This window comes from Streptomyces lunalinharesii (genome assembly GCF_039532155.1).
Lineage (GTDB): Bacteria > Actinomycetota > Actinomycetes > Streptomycetales > Streptomycetaceae > Streptomyces > Streptomyces lunalinharesii.
Genome location: NZ_BAAARK010000052.1, coordinates 1 through 15,744, shown reverse-complemented (window position 1 = coordinate 15,744; position 15,744 = coordinate 1). Strand labels below are relative to the sequence as shown.

Annotated in this window: 14 protein-coding genes; 7 read left to right on the top strand and 7 right to left on the bottom strand. The window is 70.3% G+C overall.

All coding sequences use genetic code 11. From position 1 onward, the window contains the following. The first annotated feature begins 140 nt into the window (after positions 1–140). Entirely contained in the window at positions 141–956 is an 816-nt protein-coding gene (locus tag ABD385_RS37330; RefSeq protein WP_344584235.1) for an SDR family NAD(P)-dependent oxidoreductase, read from the top strand. A 456-nt stretch (positions 957–1,412) separates the two neighbouring features. On the opposite strand, the gene ABD385_RS37320 is transcribed toward ABD385_RS37330, so the two are convergent. From ABD385_RS37320 to ABD385_RS37310, 3 genes are read right to left on the bottom strand one after another with little or no spacing between them, the layout of a single operon-like run. Next, positions 1,413–1,895 carry a MarR family winged helix-turn-helix transcriptional regulator gene (locus ABD385_RS37320; protein ID WP_344584233.1) on the bottom strand — a complete coding sequence of 161 codons (483 nt, stop codon included), beginning with the start codon at positions 1,893–1,895 and terminating at the stop codon, positions 1,413–1,415. 14 nt (positions 1,896–1,909) lie between these two features. Further along, entirely contained in the window at positions 1,910–2,971 is a 1,062-nt protein-coding gene (locus tag ABD385_RS37315) for an alcohol dehydrogenase catalytic domain-containing protein (protein ID WP_344584231.1), read from the bottom strand. Continuing rightward, a complete protein-coding gene (locus tag ABD385_RS37310) occupies positions 2,968–3,861 on the bottom strand; it encodes a VOC family protein (RefSeq protein WP_344584230.1) in 894 nt (297 codons plus the stop codon). Before ABD385_RS37310 ends, ABD385_RS37315 begins: the two co-directional genes overlap by 4 nt. An 83-nt stretch (positions 3,862–3,944) precedes the next feature. Here ABD385_RS37310 and ABD385_RS37305 point away from each other — a divergent pair, with 83 nt between their 5' ends. The 3 genes from ABD385_RS37305 to ABD385_RS37295 all read left to right on the top strand — a co-directional run bounded on the left by ABD385_RS37305 (position 3,945) and on the right by ABD385_RS37295 (position 7,754). Next, complete coding sequence (locus ABD385_RS37305) at positions 3,945–5,558, top strand: CocE/NonD family hydrolase (protein ID WP_344584229.1); 1,614 nt, start codon at positions 3,945–3,947, stop codon at positions 5,556–5,558. 122 nt (positions 5,559–5,680) lie between these two features. Then, positions 5,681–6,763 (top strand): quinone oxidoreductase family protein, encoded by a 1,083-nt coding sequence (locus ABD385_RS37300; protein WP_344584227.1) that lies wholly within the window; start codon positions 5,681–5,683, stop codon positions 6,761–6,763. Positions 6,764–6,962: 199 nt separating this feature from the next. Further along, a complete protein-coding gene (locus ABD385_RS37295; RefSeq protein ID WP_344584225.1) occupies positions 6,963–7,754 on the top strand; it encodes a phytanoyl-CoA dioxygenase family protein in 792 nt (263 codons plus the stop codon). On the opposite strand, the gene ABD385_RS37290 is transcribed toward ABD385_RS37295, so the two are convergent. Continuing rightward, positions 7,689–9,230 carry an FMN-binding glutamate synthase family protein gene (locus ABD385_RS37290; RefSeq protein WP_344584223.1) on the bottom strand — a complete coding sequence of 514 codons (1,542 nt, stop codon included), beginning with the start codon at positions 9,228–9,230 and terminating at the stop codon, positions 7,689–7,691. The two genes, ABD385_RS37295 and ABD385_RS37290, sit on opposite strands and share 66 nt — an antisense overlap. Positions 9,231–9,658: 428 nt before the next feature. Here ABD385_RS37290 and ABD385_RS37285 point away from each other — a divergent pair, with 428 nt between their 5' ends. After that, positions 9,659–11,041 carry a S53 family peptidase gene (locus tag ABD385_RS37285; protein ID WP_425585568.1) on the top strand — a complete coding sequence of 461 codons (1,383 nt, stop codon included), beginning with the start codon at positions 9,659–9,661 and terminating at the stop codon, positions 11,039–11,041. A gap of 430 nt (positions 11,042–11,471) precedes the next feature. Here the strand turns inward: ABD385_RS37285 and ABD385_RS37280 are convergent, their stop codons facing one another. The 3 genes from ABD385_RS37280 to ABD385_RS37270 form a co-directional block, all read right to left on the bottom strand. After that, on the bottom strand, positions 11,472–12,299 hold the full coding sequence (locus ABD385_RS37280) for an ATP nucleotide 3'-pyrophosphokinase (RefSeq protein ID WP_344584220.1): 828 nt from the start codon (positions 12,297–12,299) through the stop codon (positions 11,472–11,474). A gap of 336 nt (positions 12,300–12,635) precedes the next feature. Then, a complete protein-coding gene (locus ABD385_RS37275; protein WP_344584218.1) occupies positions 12,636–13,016 on the bottom strand; it encodes a hypothetical protein in 381 nt (126 codons plus the stop codon). Between the two features lie 58 nt (positions 13,017–13,074). Continuing rightward, positions 13,075–13,974: a sigma-70 family RNA polymerase sigma factor gene (locus tag ABD385_RS37270; protein WP_344584216.1), complete on the bottom strand. Its 900-nt coding sequence runs from the start codon at positions 13,972–13,974 to the stop codon at positions 13,075–13,077. 94 nt (positions 13,975–14,068) lie between these two features. Between ABD385_RS37270 and ABD385_RS37265 the strand changes: the two genes are divergently transcribed. Then, entirely contained in the window at positions 14,069–14,743 is a 675-nt protein-coding gene (locus ABD385_RS37265) for a nitroreductase (RefSeq protein ID WP_344584215.1), read from the top strand. A gap of 358 nt (positions 14,744–15,101) precedes the next feature. Beyond that, positions 15,102–15,744 (top strand): DNA-directed RNA polymerase subunit alpha (locus ABD385_RS37260; protein WP_344584213.1); only part of this gene is annotated, 643 nt, incomplete at its 3' end.

Below are 15,744 nucleotides of genomic sequence, written 5' to 3'. Positions count from 1 at the left end.
CCCAGGTCGGCGTCGAGCCGCAGCGGTGCCTGGTCGACGGCGACGGCCGCAGCGGTGCCCGGTCCGTCCGCCGGAGTCGACGCTTCGTATGCTCGCAGTGCACGGGACCGGAAGCTGACCACCTTCGGAGGCGAACGACCATGTCTGAACAGCGTGTTGTCCTGGTGACGGGCGGGGGAACGGGAATCGGGGCGGCCACCGCCCGGCTGCTGCGCGCGGCCGGGCACGAGGTCGTGATCTCCGGGCGGCGGCCCGAGCCACTGCGCCGGGTGGCCGAGGAGACCGGAGCGCTGGCGCACCCTTCCGACGCCGCCGACCCCGAGGCCGTGCGCGAGCTGGTCGAGACGACGGTGACGGCCTACGGGCGACTCGACGGTGTGGTGCTCAACGCCGGAATCGGGCGGGGCGGCGCGGTCGGCGACACCACGGTCGAGGACTGGGAAGAACTGATACGGACCAACCTCACCGGCCCGTTCCTGCTGCTGCGTGCCGCGCTGCCGCATCTGCTGGCGGCCCGCGGCGCAGTGGTCGCGGTCGCCTCGGTCGCCGCGCTGCGCAACAGCGTCGGCAACGCCGCCTACGCGACGTCCAAGGCGGCTCTGCTCCACCTGTGCCGTTCCCTCGCCGTCGACTACGGGCCGCAGGGGCTGCGGGCCAACGCGGTGTGCCCGGGCTGGGTGCGTACGGAGATGGCCGACCAGCGGATGGCGCGGTTCGCGGCGGAGGCGGGGCTGGCGGGCGGCGTCGAGGCGGGCTACGAGGAGGCGAACCGGCTGAATCCCGCCAGGCGCCCGGGAGATCCGCAGGAGGTCGCCGAGGCGATCGACTGGCTGCTGTCGCCCGCCGCGTCCTACGTCAACGGAGCCGTCCTCACCGTCGACGGCGGGGTGACCCAGGTCGGCGCCGGCGGCGTAGCCTTCGACCACCGGATCGAGGCACGCACCCCGCGCGCATGACTGGCTGCCGGACAGGCACGTTCCACCGGGCCCGTGGCGGGGATGGAACCTACGGCGGGGGCGGGGCCAGGGGGGGCGGAAAGGGGTGTCGTGAACGAGCAGCGGACCGGCCGACGAGAACCCACGAACCTTCGGTTCGAGGGAACTGCCTGAGGCGGGCGACGAAGCATCGTTCGGCCACGTTGCGGTCGCGGCGGGCCTCCTCGTCGAAGGCGGGTGGACGTCCGCCGAGGCGCCCGCGGCGGGGGAGGGCCGTCCGGTCGCGTCGCTTGGGGACCGTGGCGGCGATGCCGCGGTGCCGCGGCACGCCGGCGATCACGCCACGGACGGCCGCTCCCGTCCACCCGCGGCACCAGGGGCTGGGTCCGCACCCGTGCCGCGTCCGTCAACTCGCCTCGACCTGCCACAGGATCAATGAGTCGGACAGGGCTCGGACGGCCTTCCGGCCGCCGGAGTTCATTCGCCCGGCACGTGTTCCGCCGTGAGTGCGCACCCGGAGCCGGTCATGACACGCAGCAGCAGGCTGCGAAATTGCTCGCGCTCGGATTCGGTGAGCAGCGCCAGCGCGCGGGCGTCGACGGGCTCGGTCAGTTGCTGTGCCCGGTCGAGCAGCTGCGCTCCGTCCTCGGTGAGGTGTACCCGTTGGATGCGCCCCTGCGTGGGATGCGGGCTGCGGCGCACCAGGCCGCGTCGCTCCAGGTCGGTGATCGCGCCGGACATGGCCTGCGCTGTGACCCCGGCCCGCCGGCCCAGCTCGGCGCCCGACAGCCATCCCTCTTCGCTGAAGGTGAGCTGGGCCAGAGCCGCGAGCTGGGCCTGGGTCAGCGACAGCGGTTTCAGGGCGCGTTCCACCTGTTGGCTGAGTGTGTTCGACAGCAGCCGGACCAGGAACGCGGTGCGGGTGCGGGGTGCGACGGGGTGCGGTTCTTCGCGGGACACGGGGCCTCTCTGGGTCATCGGCGCGGCCTTTCGGCGACCCCCGGGAACTCGAGCACGATCTGGCCGCCGGAGCGTCCGGCCTCGATCCGGGCGTGGGCGTCGACGGCCTGGTCCCAGGGGGTGGGGTGGACGAAGTCCTCCGGCGGCCGGAACCCGGCGGACACCTCGGTCCAGAGGTTATCGCGGTGCGTCCGGTTGGCGGTGCGCACGCCGACGATCGCGTGGCTGTGGAGGTACAGCTGCCGGAACCGCAGCGGCACCGGGTCATCGGTGATCGAGCCGGAGACGACGACCACCGCGGCTCGCGCCAGCGCGGGCAGGTAGGCGTCCCACAGTGCCGGGATTCCGAGGTTGTCGATGACGCAGTCGATTCCGTCGTCACCGGCGGCGGACCGGAGCCGCCCGGTCAGGTCGTCCGTGCCGGAGTCGATCGCCGCGGCCAGCGGAAGGCCCGCCAGCCGGCCCGGGTCCCGTCCGACCGTGATCACCCGGCTGCCGCGGGAGGCGGCCAGCGCGGCGACGGTCGAGCCGAGCGCGCCGCCGGCCCCGAGCACCAGCACCGTCGTGTCCGGCCCGACGCCGCCTGCGGCCAGCTGCGCCGCGGCGACGACGCCGTTGACGGCCAGTGAGGCCGCCTGGGCCAGGGTGATCCCGTCCGGAATCACCTGGACGTTCACCGCGGGTACGACGGTGAACTCGGCGTAGCTCCCGGGGCGGTGGATGCCGAGCAGGCGGAATTCGGGGCAGGCCTCCTCGCGGCCCTGCGCGCAGTACCGGCAGTGCCCGCAGGTCAGCGCCGATGAGACCGCGACCCGGGCGCCGAGCAGGGCGGTGTCGACCCCCTCGCCGACCGCGTCGACGAGGCCGGCGTGCTCGGTGCCGAGCACGTGCGGGAAGGTGCGGACCTGCTCGGCGAAGGGAGGCCTGCCGGCCCGCACGGCGACGTCCTTCGTGCGGGCGACCGTCGCCGCGCCGACCCGCACGCGTACCTCGCCGGGGCCGGGCTCGGGATCGGGCAGCCACGTGGTGCGCAGCACCTCGGGCGGGCCGAACCGGTCGATCACGATCGCCTTCATCGCTGCGCTCCCGTCGGGGGGTTGGCCATCGCGCGGGCGACGGCGGGGGTGATGCCGCCGCTGGTGCCCCACACGTCGGCGTTCTCCTGGGTGCGCGGCCAGACCTGCGCCTGCCAGTCGGGGCCGACCTCGACCAGGTCCGAGGTGTACTCGATGACGTTGCCGTCCGGATCCTGGAAGTAGCAGAAGACGTTCCCGCCCGGTCCGTGGCGGCCGGGGCCCCAGATGGTGTCGAATCCGGCCGCGCGCATCCGGCCGAGCGAGCGCATCACCTCGTCGGTGTCGCGGACCTCGAAGGCGACGTGGTTCAGCGTGGCCCACTCGCCCGGCGCCAGGACCACGCAGTGGTGCTGGGAGTTGCAGCGCAGGAAGACCATCAGGTCGTTCTCGTAGGTGTCGGAGACCGTGAAGCCCAGCACGTCGGTGTAGAAGGCCTTGGCGGCGTCCAGGTCCGGTGAGTTGAGCACGACGTGGCTGAGCCGGTCCGGGCCGAAGGCCCGGCCCGCGGGTTCGCGGTGGTCCGGGAGGCCGGCGCCGACTTCGAGCACGCGGCCCTCCGGATCGGTGAACTCGACCGTGTAGCCGCCGTCGGCCCGCACGCCCGGCCCGGTGAGCACGACCGCGCCGGCCGCGCGGACCTTGGCCGCGACCCGGTCGACGTCGGCGGGCGTCGCCGCGCCGAGCGCGATCCGCTCGAGTGCGCGCCCGGCGCCCGGAACCAGCCGCAGCACGTGGTGTTCGGCGCCGCGGGCCCGCAGGGCGATCCCCCCGGCCGGGGCGGTCGGGTCGGGGACCCGTTCGAGACCCCAGGTCCGCTCGTAGAAGGGCAACAGCGTCGCGGGGTCGGTGGCCGCGATGTCGATGCTGCGCAGATGGGTGATGCCGGTCATGGCGGTTCTCCTCGTTGCGCTCCCAGTGGATGTAAAGTACTTTATAAAGTAGTTGAGATTCTCGCAAGACCGAGGAGGCCCCGGTGTCCACAGCAGCCGAGATGACGATCGAGAAGGACGTGCCGGTCCCCACCCGGGACGGCACCGTGCTCCGCGCCGACGTGTTCCGTCCGGCGGAGCCAGGCCCGCATCCGGTCCTGATGGTGCACGGCCCGTACGGCAAGGACATTCACTTCGCCGACTTCAACGCGCACGCCTACGGCCTGATCGACGAGCACGGCCCCCACATGACCTGGGAGACGCCGAACCCCGAGTGGTGGGTGCCCCGCGGCTACGCCGTGGTCCGGGTCGACCAGCGCGGCACCGGGCGCTCCGAGGGGAGGATGGCGCTGTTCTCGCCCACCGAATGGGAGGACTACCACGACGCGATCGAGTGGGCCGGCGTGCAGGAGTGGAGCACCGGCAAGGTGGGCCTGCTGGGCATCTCCTACTACGCCATCGGACAGTGGCACGTCGCGGCGCTGCAACCGCCGCACCTGGCCGCGATCGTGCCGTGGGAGGGCGCGGTCGACATCTACCGCGACTGGTCGCACCACGGCGGCATCCTGAGCAACCTGTTCACCGACGAGTGGTGGACCCGTCAGATCACCGGCAACCAGAGCGCCCTGCCCGCCGGCGCGCCCAACCCGAAGCGTGCCGTGGAGGGCAACGCCGAGCTGCCGGCCGAGTTCCGCGAGCACGCGCTGCTGAAGGCGTACTACCGGGCCCGTGAGGTCGACCTCTCGAAGATCACCGTTCCGGTGCTGTCGTCGGGCAACTGGACCAGCTACCCACTGCACCTGCGCGGCAACGTCGAGGGCTACCTCGGCGCCGGCTCCGAGCACAAGTGGCTGGAGATCCACGACGGCAACCACTTCACGCCCTTCTACACCGAGGAGGGCCGGCTCTACCAGAAGCGCTTCCTGGACCGCTTCGTGGCCGGCGACGAGACGGCCTGGCAGGACGAGCCGCCGGTGCGCCTGACCATCCGCGACCCGCGCGGCTCCTTCGTGCGTGCCGAGTCCGAATGGCCGATCGCGCGCACCGCATGGACCCGCCTGTACCTGGACGCCGAGCGCGGCTCTCTGGACGCCGAGGCGCCCGGCACCGAGGCCCGCGTGGACTACCCGGCGCCCGAAGGGGGCGTCACGCTGTTCACCGCCCCGTTCACCGAGGACGTCGAACTCACCGGCCCGTCCGCGCTGCACGTGTGGGTCAGCGCGGACACCGAGGACATGGACCTGTTCGTCACGCTGATCGACATCGACGCCGAGGGCAAGGAGGTGACCTTCGAGGACGCCTCGGGCATCGGGAACCGCGGCCCGGTGGTGAAGGGCTGGCTGCGGGTCTCGCACCGCGAGCTCGACGAGACCCGGTCGGAGCCCTACCGTCCGGTGCACCGCCACGACACCCGCAGCCCGCTGGCGGCCGGGGTCCCGGTCGAGGCGGCGGTCGAAATCCTGCCCACCAGCAGGGTCTTCGTGGCGGGCCACCGACTGGGGCTGGTGATCCAGGCCGCCGACCGCACCGATCCCACCCGGTTCCTGCACAACGATCCCGCCGATCGGGCTCCCTTCACGGGAACCAACACGGTGCACACCGGCGGCCGGTACCCCTCGTACCTGCTCGTGCCCGTGATTCCGCCGAAGGACTCCTGAGCCTCCCGCGGCGCCGACCGCGCAGCCGACGCGTCCGAGCGGTTTCGCGCAGAACCGCCCCCAGACCGAGTACCGGCCGGTCTCCACATCGGAAAGGTTCGCTCATGACCACTGACAGCCAGTTGCCCACCACCACGAAGGCGGTTCGGGTCTTCGAACACGGCGGACCCGAGCAGTTGGTCCACGCCGACTATCCGCTCCCGCCACTGGGCCCCCGCGATGTCATGGTCGCCGTCGACACCGCCTCGGTCTCGGGATGGGACCTGAAGTACCGCTCGGGGCAACTGACCGGGGAGCGACTGCCCGGCCGGCGCGCGCTGCCGATGCCACAGCAACTCGGCCGCGAGGCCGCGGGCACCGTCGTGGCGGTGGGAGAGGCGGTAGCCGGGTTCCGGCGGGGGGATCCCGTCGTCGGTGTGGTGCACCCGGAGAATCCGTACGCGTCGCAGACCTACCGTGGCCTGGGCAACCTGTCGACCGGAGTAGACGTGCCCGGGCACGCCGGTCTCGGCTCGTACGCGCAATACCTGGTGCGTGATCAGCGGCTCTGGCTGCCGCTGCCGAAACACGTCGACCTGGAGCAGGCGGCGGTGCTGCTCTGGCCGTATGCGACCTCGCACCGCATCGTTCTGGACCGGTTGCGCGTGCGGCTCGGCGAAACCGTGTTGGTGTGCGGCGCGTCCGGGGGGATGGGGGAAGCCACCGTTCGCCTGGCCCGCATGGCCGGCGCCCGGGTCACCGTGACGACCCGGCATGCCGACAAGGCCGGTCTCCTGAAGGAGATGGGCGCGGACCACGTGGTGATCACTGCCGATCGGGCTGCGGCTGCGGCCGAACTACGGGACTGGACCGCCGGGACCGGGTTCGATCACGCCGTCGACTTCACCGGTGATGCGGACCTCTTCCGACTGGCGGTCGACGCCTTGCGGTTGGGCGGCACGATCTGTCCGGCGGCCGGCAACCAGCGCACGGGCGGACACCTGCCGCTCACGATGAACGATCTCACCCGCTTGGAGATGACCGTCGTCGGTGTGCGCGGTGCCCGCCATCGAGATGCCCTTGAGGTCCTGGATCTTCTGGCCCAGGGGCTGATCGGCATCCGGATCGCCGCACGCTATCCCCTGTCCCAGGCCGACCGGGCACACGCGCTGCTGGAGAACAGCACCGACCTCGTGGGCCGGGTCGTACTCAAACCGGCGTCGTGACGCTCTCCGGGACGTAAGGGAGCCGGGGCCGCGTCGGCAACCGCGGCGGCGCCACCGGCCCGGTGCGCGACCGCGTCACGACGCCACCACCCGCTTCTCGGACGGCACGTCCGGCGGGTGGTCGGATCGCTGCACACCCGACAGGGGCGGTGCGGAATGTGCCGGGTGTTCGAGACCGGCGTCGCCGCACAATGGGGGCATGGACGAGACGACGTTGGTATCGCGCTTTCTCCGCGACGGGTTCGTGAAGGTGGAGGGCGCCGTCGCACCGCGCGTGGCGGCGGACTGCGCGCGGTTGTTGTGGCGGGAGACGGGCTGCGACCCGGACGACCCCGCGACGTGGACGCAGCCCGTGCACTGGGTGGGTGGCCTGGCGCAGGGGCCGTTCGCCGCCGCGCCCAACTCCCCGTCCCTGCACCGCGCTTACGACCTGCTCGTCGGGGCGGGACGTTGGGAGCCGCGCTACTCCCTGGGTTCGTTCCCGTTGCGTTTCCCGCACGAGGAGGAGCCGGACGACGCGGGCTGGCACGTCGAGGGGAGCTACCTGCCGGAGGGCGAGAGCTGGTCCTTCACCAATCTGCGTTCCCGGGGCCGGGCGTTGCTGATGCTGTTCCTGTTCAGCGAGGTCGGAGAGGAGGACGCCCCGACCCGGATCCGGGTCGGCTCACACCTCGACGTGCCGAAGGTGCTGGAAGAGTACGGGGAGGACGGGGCGAGCGGCCTGGCCCTGGCACCCGATCTGGTGGCGGCGTCCGACCACCGGCCACTCGCCCTCGCCACCGGGTCTCCGGGCGACGTCTTCCTGTGCCATCCGTTCCTGGTGCACGCGGCGCAACCGCACCATGGGACGCGGCCGCGCTTCATGGCCCAGCCACCGCTGATGCCGGCCGCGCCGTACGAACTGGAGCGGGCCGACGGCGCGTACTCACCCGTGGAGATCGCGATCCGTCGGGGCCTGGGGCAGGACACCCCGGTCACCGGCCTTCGCTGAGGAGCGGACGGTGTGTGGGTCGAGGCGTCGGCGCAGCATGTCAGGGTGAAGTTCCTGGGGGTGCTGCACTCCCATCGAGGCCATGATCTGGAGAGCGCTTCGCACCGTGGCCTTTTGATAGCGGTAGACGCGCTCGGATTTGTCGGCGACGTTCAAGGCCCGCGTGCGCAGCGGATCTTGGGTTGTCACTCCGACGGGGCAGGTGTTGGTGTGGCATCGCTGAGCCTGAATGCACCCGATGGCGAACATCATGGCGCGTGCCGCATTGGTGTAGTCCGCTCCCTGTAGCAAGCGTTTGATGATGTCTGCTCCGGTGGCGACCTTGCCACTGGCACCGATCTTGATGCGATCCCGCAGCCCGGTGCCCACGAGGGCGTTGTGCACGGTGATGAGTCCGTCGGTCAACGGCGTCCCCAAATTGTCGGCGAATTCCAATGGGGCAGCGCCCGTGCCGCCCTCGGCCCCGTCGACGACGATGAAATCAGGGTTGATGGATTCATCCAGCATGGCCTTGCATACGGAGAGGAACTGATGCCGTGAGCCGAGGCACAGTTTGAGGCCGATCGGTTTTCCGTCGGCCAGCTCCCGCATGCGGGCGACAAAGAGGACCAGTTCTCGGGGAGTGTTGAACACTCGGTGATAGGGCGGAGAGTAGATGGTCTGTCCCTCGGGGACGCCTCGGGCCCGCGCGATTTCGGCGTTCACTTTGCGGCCGGGCAGGACTCCACCACTACCGGGTTTTGCGCCCTGCGACAGTTTCAGCGAAACGCATTTCACCTGACTGTAGGCGGATTGGTCGGCGAACGCTGCTTCGTCGAAGCCACCGTCGGTCGTGCGGCAACCGAAGTAACCGGTGCCGATCTCCCATACGAGGTCACCCCCGTACCGCAGGTGGTAGTCGGAAATTCCGCCCTCGCCGGTATCATGCGCGAATCCGCCCTTCGCCGCCCCGCGGTTGAGCGCCAAAATGGCATTGCCGGAGAGTGAGCCGAAACTCATCGCCGAGACATTCAGCAAGGCCATGTCGTAGGGGTGGGTGCAGTCAGGCCCGCCGATCCGGACCGTAGGGGGCTGTTGCGGGATAGGGCAAGGAGTCAGCGAAGGAACGAGGAATTCGTATCCGCTTTCGTAGAGATCACGCTCGGATCCGAATGGTTCCTCCGCGTCGGTTCCCTTCGCTCGTTGGTAGACGATGCTGCGTATGTCGCGATCAAATGGACGGCCGTCATAATTTCGCTCGACGAAGTATTGCTGCATCTCCGGCCGGATAACTTCCAGTAGATATCGCAGGTGTCCGAGCAGGGGATAGTTCCGAAGCACGGAATGCCTGCGTTGTGCCACATCCCCGACTCCGAGCGCCACCATGGCCAGGAGGATCCCGGCGGCCACCCACCACCAAGCCGACACGAGGATCGCCGAAATAGTGAATACCGTTGCGGCCAGCGCGATCGCGGCGGCCAAGGCCAGTCTGAACATGCACCGAGTCAACCGCAACGGCTTCCGTGCTCGGCAAGTCGACATGCGTATTCAGTCGCTTTCAGCGCTATTCGCCGACATCGGGGGAAGGAAATCAGCTTCGTGACCCTGGTGGCTGACCCTGACGGCGAGAGAGTCGAAGCCCCGTCCGGTGCGAGCGCCGCGCGCGAGTGGTGCACGGCGTGAGCAACGACACGCTGCTGCTGGACGAGGGCGAGGGCTAATGGCCGCCCGCGGTCGACGAGGCCCGGCGGCGGCTCTTCCGCAGGTCGGGGGCGGTGAGGCCAGGTCATCCCGAATCGGATAAAAGTTACAAGCAGGATATTGGTGAGAAGCCACACAGGGGGAAGTGCTTGTTCTGCGCGTGGCCTCGGGGTGAGATCGCCGCATCTGTCGAGTGGGGGTCTCACCGTGCAAGGGGAATGATCATGCGCAGAATTCGTGCGCGGCGCCGCATCGTGGCCGCAGCGGCCGGGGCCGCCGCCCTCGCCAATGTCGCAATAATGTCCCCCGTGTTTTCCGGTTCCGCGGTTGCCGCACCCGCGCATTCGGTACCAGGAGTCAAAGTCGTACCGGCAGTGGCCGGGGAGCAACCGAAGAACGTGGCCCACGACTTGCTGACCACCGCGCAGTGCCAGGCGAGGTGGCAGATCTCGTGCTACACCCCGAACCAGTACCGGCAGGCGTACGACCTGAACCCGCTCTACCAGGCGGGAGTCACCGGCAAGGGCCGTACGATCGTGATCGTCGATTCCTTCGGCTCGCCGACCATCCAGCACGATCTGGATGTCTACAGCAACCGGTTCGGCATGAAGAGCACCCACGTCGACGTGGTCAAGTGGGGTCACGTCCCACCCTTCGACCCCGCCAACCCCGGCCAGCTCAGCTGGGCCGGCGAGAGCACCCTCGACGTGGAGATGGCGCATGCCGTCGCCCCGGACGCGCACATCGTCCTGGTGGAGTCCGGGGCCAACCAGAACGGGGACGGCACCACCGGCCTGCGGGAGATGATGGACGCCGAGAAGTCGCTCGTCGACCGCGGTGTGGGCGATGTGATCAGCCAGAGTTTCGGCGCGACGGAGAACACCTTCCCCGGCTTCCGCAACGGTGACTACTCCAGCATCGAGAGCCTGCGGTACGCCTTCAAGGACGCGGCCAGGCACAACGTGACCGTCCTCGCCGCCTCCGGCGACGGCGGAGCCACCAACACCACCGCGGACGGCAACGCCGACTACCCGTACCGGGTCAATGCCTGGCCGTCCTCCGACCCGCTGGCCGTCTCGGTCGGCGGCACCCAGCTGCACTTGAATGCCAAGGGTGACCGCATCGGGCCGGACAGTGTCTTCAACGACGAGGGCGCGAGCGGCGGCGGCTCGTCCCACGTCTTCGCCCGTCCCTCGTACCAGAACGGGGTCGAGCAGGTGGTCGGCGACCGCCGTGGCACCCCCGACGTCTCGATGTCCGCCGCGATGAACGGCGGCGCATGGGTGTACTCCAGCTTCAACCCGAAGCGGGTCGGCTGGGACGTCTACGTCGGCACCAGCGGGGCCAGCCCGCTCTTCGCGGGCATCGTGGCCCTGGCCGACCAGGTCGCCGGACACCGGCTGGGTGACATCCACCAGGCGCTGTACACGCTGTCCGCGCAGCCCGCACGGAACCCGTCCACCGGGATGGTCGACGTGAAGGACGGCACGAACAACAGCTACGCGGGAGTCACCGGCTACACCGCGGTGAAGGGCTACGACATGGCGACCGGCCTCGGCACGATCGACGCGGCCCGCTTCGTCCCGACCCTCGCCAAGCAGGGCTGAACGCGTCCCGTCCTCCGAGGGACGGGCGCCTGCCGCAGCGACCGCCGGACCCGGCACCGGGCCGGCGACGTCTGCGGCCGATGCCCACCCCCCGGGGGACGGTGACGTACGAGCCCGCTCCCGGCGTCGATCGGTCCGCAGACAGGTCACCGATCACCCGAGTCGTCGGGCCCGACCGCGCGGAAGCTCAAGGGTCGGAAGGTCGTCGTTTCCCATCGAGCGAGGTATGCAGCCCACCCGCGTTGCTCAAGGGCCACCCGGCGCAGCGCGGCCACAAGTCGTGAGGGCTGGCGGCGTCGACCACCTGAGGCCCGAGGGCCCGTCCGACCGGCACGCCACAGCCGGTGGGCACGACCGAGCGGGCGACGGATCGGCCCGTCAGCCTCTGCCGGCCGCCGACCGGACCGTCGCCGTGGTCATGCGAGGAGGGTCATGAGGTTGCCGCGCGGGCGGGTACCGGCTCGGGGGTCCGGCGGGTCGGGGCGATCAGGTCCACCGCGCCGACCGGGACCGGTACGGCAGCGAAGATCGCGTCCTGCTGTGCCTGGAGTTCGCGGCGGCGCTCCGGCGGAGTGCCCGGCAGCCGCTGCTCCTCGTAGATCTTGTGGGTCTCCAACTGAGCGGCCTTGCTTTCCGGGGTGTGGAACTGAACCTCGAAGCGTTGGCCCGAACGGGGCGCATTCCAGCCGGAGTTGACGGCCTTGTAACCCTTGGTGCGGCCCCAGGTGTTGGACCAACGGTTGGTGTCGTTGCCCCAAGAGGCGAGCAGGCCGGCGGCTACGGTGACGCCGTGGGTGTACTGCCCGGTGGGCCACTGGAGCGTGTAGCGGACCGCGTCGTTGAGGGCGGCGAGCGAGGTCTCCACGCTCTGGCCGGGCGCCTCCTGCATCGTGGTGGCGACCTTCCGCTTCAGCGAATCAGCGGACTTCAACCGCTGGTCGAAACCGACGAGCTGCGCATGGCTGAGCAGCGCGGCGGCGCGGACCTGCGGACTGATGGACCGCTCCGTCCGCCGCGTCCGAACCAGGTACGCGTCGACTTTCTGGTTGTCGTCGGCGTCGAGGTGCAGGCCGTCCTGACTCCAGCCGCCGTCGGAAGCGGTGAGGCGGGCCTGCCCGGACGGAGCGGGCGCGGTGACACGGGACGGGGGGACCGGAGCCGCGTTGGCGGCATGTGCCGCGCCCGTCCCGAGGGCGACGGCGAGGGCGGTTGCCAGTGCGGCCCGGGTGACGGGGCGGCTGGCGCGGTGGTGAGTCATCGGTGTGCGGTTTCCTCTCTGTCGGGGGCCGTATCGCTACGGCTGCCGTGCCGAGCCCGACGGATGCCCGACGGGCTCGGCACGGCTGTGACAAGAGGTGCAACGCGCGGCACGCGCATCGGTATGCGTCCGGGGGAGCATTGGCCAGTACCTGGCCGGAACGGTGCGCAGGACGGCCCCGCCGCGTTCGAGGACTCGGCCTGTCGCGTTCCGTCCTCGCCTCGCCTCGCCCAGGCCCCGCTGGTCGCCGAAGCCGCCCGCCAGGTCACCGTCCTCGCCCGGGAAGTCGGCTGGCGCGAGCAGGCGATGTCCACCGTCCTTGCCGCTGCCTGGCCTTCAACGGCGGTTCGTTCGGCGGAACTTGGCGGGGTTGGTCAGGTAGCGATCCAGGTCCGGGTCTTCGTGGAGTTCGAAGAACGCGTTGGAGATCTGCCAGGTCGGTCCGAGTTCATCGCGGAGACGGTCGAGGATTTGGCTCACCTCTTCGTTGAACTGACGGCACTCCGATTCACGCCATGGTCCCGGGTCTGGTGGGTAGTCCCAGTTCAGTGACGTGTCGTACCGTGCCACCAGGCTGTTTATCCCGTCGCGGAGAGTCTGACTGATCGGCAATCGAGCCGGATCGATCGCGTACCCCCATTCCTCACGGTCCTGTGCAGTCATGCTCCACAGGGCAGTGCCTGATCCCGCGTCAAAGAAGAAGCTGGCACTGGGCATGGCGCGCTCCCCTCACTGTGTATGCCGTTTCGGCGACCATCGTAGGCAGTGATGCCTGTTAGCCGCCGGGGGTGAGGGCCTCGTCGAGGACGGCCAGATCAAGTCGCCGAAGTCGGTTCGGGTCGGCGATGAGTTCGTACCCGGTGATCCGCGTGCGGGCGGTCGTGACCGTAAGGGCGAGCCGCAGTCGTCCGTACGGCGCGATTGCGATCCCTACGACGCCGTCGATGAGCACCGGCTCCGCGACGTGCGCGTGCCGTCCGAAGACGACGATCTCCTCCGCCACGGATCGCGCACCGCGCGCCTCGACCGGCCTGCCCGCTGCCAGAGCCGCGCGGTCCGCACGCCGTACGACGTCGGGCGCCAGCACCGCGAGGACCGCGTCGAGATCGCCCGCTCGTGCCGCCGACAGGAACGCCTCGACCACGAGCCGCTGCCGGGCAAGCTCCGGTCCGGGGACGGCTGGGGCGCCCCGCACTTTGCGCCGGGCCCGGCTCGCGAGCTGCTTCGCGGCGGCGAGGGAGCGGTCCACGACTGGAGCGATCTCGTCGAACGGCACACCGAACACGTCGTGCAGCACGAACGCGACACGCTCGGCGGGTCCCAGTCTGTCCAGCACCACCAGAAGGGCGCGGCCCACCGAGTCCGCCAGCACGGCCTCGCGTTCCGGGCAACTCCCAGCGAGGTCCTGGCCCTCATCGGGCACCGGGTGGCCTGCCGGGTCCTCCCGTCGCGCCGCGCGGGCCCGCAGCATGTCCAGGCAGATGCGGGAGACCGTCGTCGTGAGCCAGCCGCCCAGGTTGCGCACGGTCTCGGCTTCGGTCCGGGCCAGCCGCAGCCAGGCTTCCTGGACGGCGTCCTCGGCCTCGCCGTGCGAGCCGAGCATGCGCTGCGCGACCGCCCGCAACCTGCTCCGGTGCGTCTCGAAGCCCTCCGCGAGGTTGTCGTGCACGCTCACCGGTCACCTCTCCCCGTCGCCGAACGTCACCACCGTAGAGGGTCTCGCCATCAGGTGACTGGCGGGGCCGAAGTCGATATGCAGGGAGCTTGCCTTGGACGTCTACGAAGCGGTTGCGAGCCGGCGGGCGGTGCGCCGGTTCAGTGGGGAGCCGATCCCCCGGGAAACGCTGGAACGTGTGCTGTCCGCCGCAACCCGGGCACCGTCCGGGGCGAACCTCCAGCCCTGGCACGTCTACGTGCTGACCGGCGCGCCGCTGGCGGAGCTGAAGCAGCGCGCCGCCGAGCGGGTGGCCGCAGGCGACCCCGGGGACGAGCGGGAGTACCGGATGTATCCGCGCGAACTGAAGTCTCCGTACCGGGAGCGCCGATCCGCCGCCGCGGAACAGCGCTACGCCGCGCTCGGAATCCCACGCGAGGACCGGCGGTCGCGTGCGGCGGCCGTTGCCGCGAACTGGGACTGCTTCGGTGCGCCTGCGGCCCTGTTCTGCTACATCGATCGCGACATGGGACCGGCCCAATGGGCCGACGTCGGCATGTACCTGCAGACCGTCATGCTGCTGCTGCGTGCCGAGGGACTGCACAGCTGCCCGCAGATGGCGTGGTCGGTGTACTGCCGGACCGTCGCGGAGGCCGTGTCGCCCCCACCGGGACTGGTCCTGTTCTGCGGCGTGTCCATCGGGTTCGAGACGCCGACCGCACGCCACGACCGCATCGACCGTGCCCCGCTCGCCGAGACGGTCACTTTCGTCGTCGGACAGGACGGCTAGGGCGGTCCTGCCGCCAGCCCCGGTGGCGCGGCACCGAGGGCCTGGCGGGTGGGGTGCTTGGGGTCGCGGCGGGCAGGCTCCGTTCCCTCGTTCGCCGGGACTGGCCGTGCCGGCGCCTGGAGTCGTCGCCGCGCTGACAACGCCTCGTGACCTGCTCGACTTCGCATCAGGTATGGTCGGGGCGCGCCCGGACGGGTGGGTGACGCACTGTTCTCTGCCGGCACTCATCTACTGGTCTCCTGCGCGAGGGATACGGCCGGTGGCCCACGTCGCCCCTACTCTTGGCCCTACCGCCGTCGGGCTGCCGTCCGATGGGGCCGGCACCACATGGCGGGTGCCGCAGACTGGAGGCAACCTCATGCTGATCGCTCAACGTCCGTCCCTCACCGAGGAGATCGTGGAGGAGTGCCGTTCCCGGTTCGTGATCGAGCCGTTGGAGCCGGGTTTCGGATACACCCTCGGCAACTCGCTGCGCCGGACCCTGCTGTCCTCGATCCCGGGTGCGGCGGTCACGTCGATCCGCGTCGACGGCGTGCTGCACGAGTTCACCACCGTGCCGGGGGTCAAGGAGGACGTCACCGACCTGATCCTCAACATCAAGCAGCTGGTCGTCTCCTCGGAGCACGACGAGCCGGTAGTGATGTACCTGCGTCATCTGGGCCCGGGTCTGGTCACCGCCGCCGACATCGCGCCGCCGGCCGGTGTCGAGGTGCACAACCCCGACCTGGTCCTGGCCACGCTGAACGGCAAGGGCAAACTGGAGGTGGAGCTGACCGTCGAGCGCGGTCGCGGCTACGTCTCCGCCGTGCAGAACAAGCAGGTCGGCCAGGAGATCGGCCGGATCCCGGTCGACTCCATCTACAGTCCCGTGCTGAAGGTCACCTACAAGGTCGAGGCGACCCGTGTCGAGCAGCGGACCGACTTCGACAAGCTGATCGTCGACGTCGAGACCAAGCAGGCGATGCGTCCGCGCGACGCCATGGCCTCGGCCGGCAAGACCC

Bases quoted from the DNA above. Each gene is read 5' to 3' on its own strand.
- ABD385_RS37295 (WP_344584225.1), top strand. From the start codon at position 6,963: ATGGACGAGACGACGTTGGTATCGCGCTTTCTCCGCGACGGGTTCGTG.
- ABD385_RS37285 (WP_425585568.1), top strand. From the start codon at position 9,659: ATGCGCAGAATTCGTGCGCGGCGCCGCATCGTGGCCGCAGCGGCCGGG.
- ABD385_RS37280 (WP_344584220.1), bottom strand. From the start codon at position 12,299: ATGACTCACCACCGCGCCAGCCGCCCCGTCACCCGGGCCGCACTGGCA.
- ABD385_RS37315 (WP_344584231.1), bottom strand. From the start codon at position 2,971: ATGAAGGCGATCGTGATCGACCGGTTCGGCCCGCCCGAGGTGCTGCGC.
- ABD385_RS37310 (WP_344584230.1), bottom strand. From the start codon at position 3,861: ATGACCGGCATCACCCATCTGCGCAGCATCGACATCGCGGCCACCGAC.
- ABD385_RS37275 (WP_344584218.1), bottom strand. From the start codon at position 13,016: ATGCCCAGTGCCAGCTTCTTCTTTGACGCGGGATCAGGCACTGCCCTG.
- ABD385_RS37290 (WP_344584223.1), bottom strand. From the start codon at position 9,230: ATGTTCAGACTGGCCTTGGCCGCCGCGATCGCGCTGGCCGCAACGGTA.
- ABD385_RS37330 (WP_344584235.1), top strand. From the start codon at position 141: ATGTCTGAACAGCGTGTTGTCCTGGTGACGGGCGGGGGAACGGGAATC.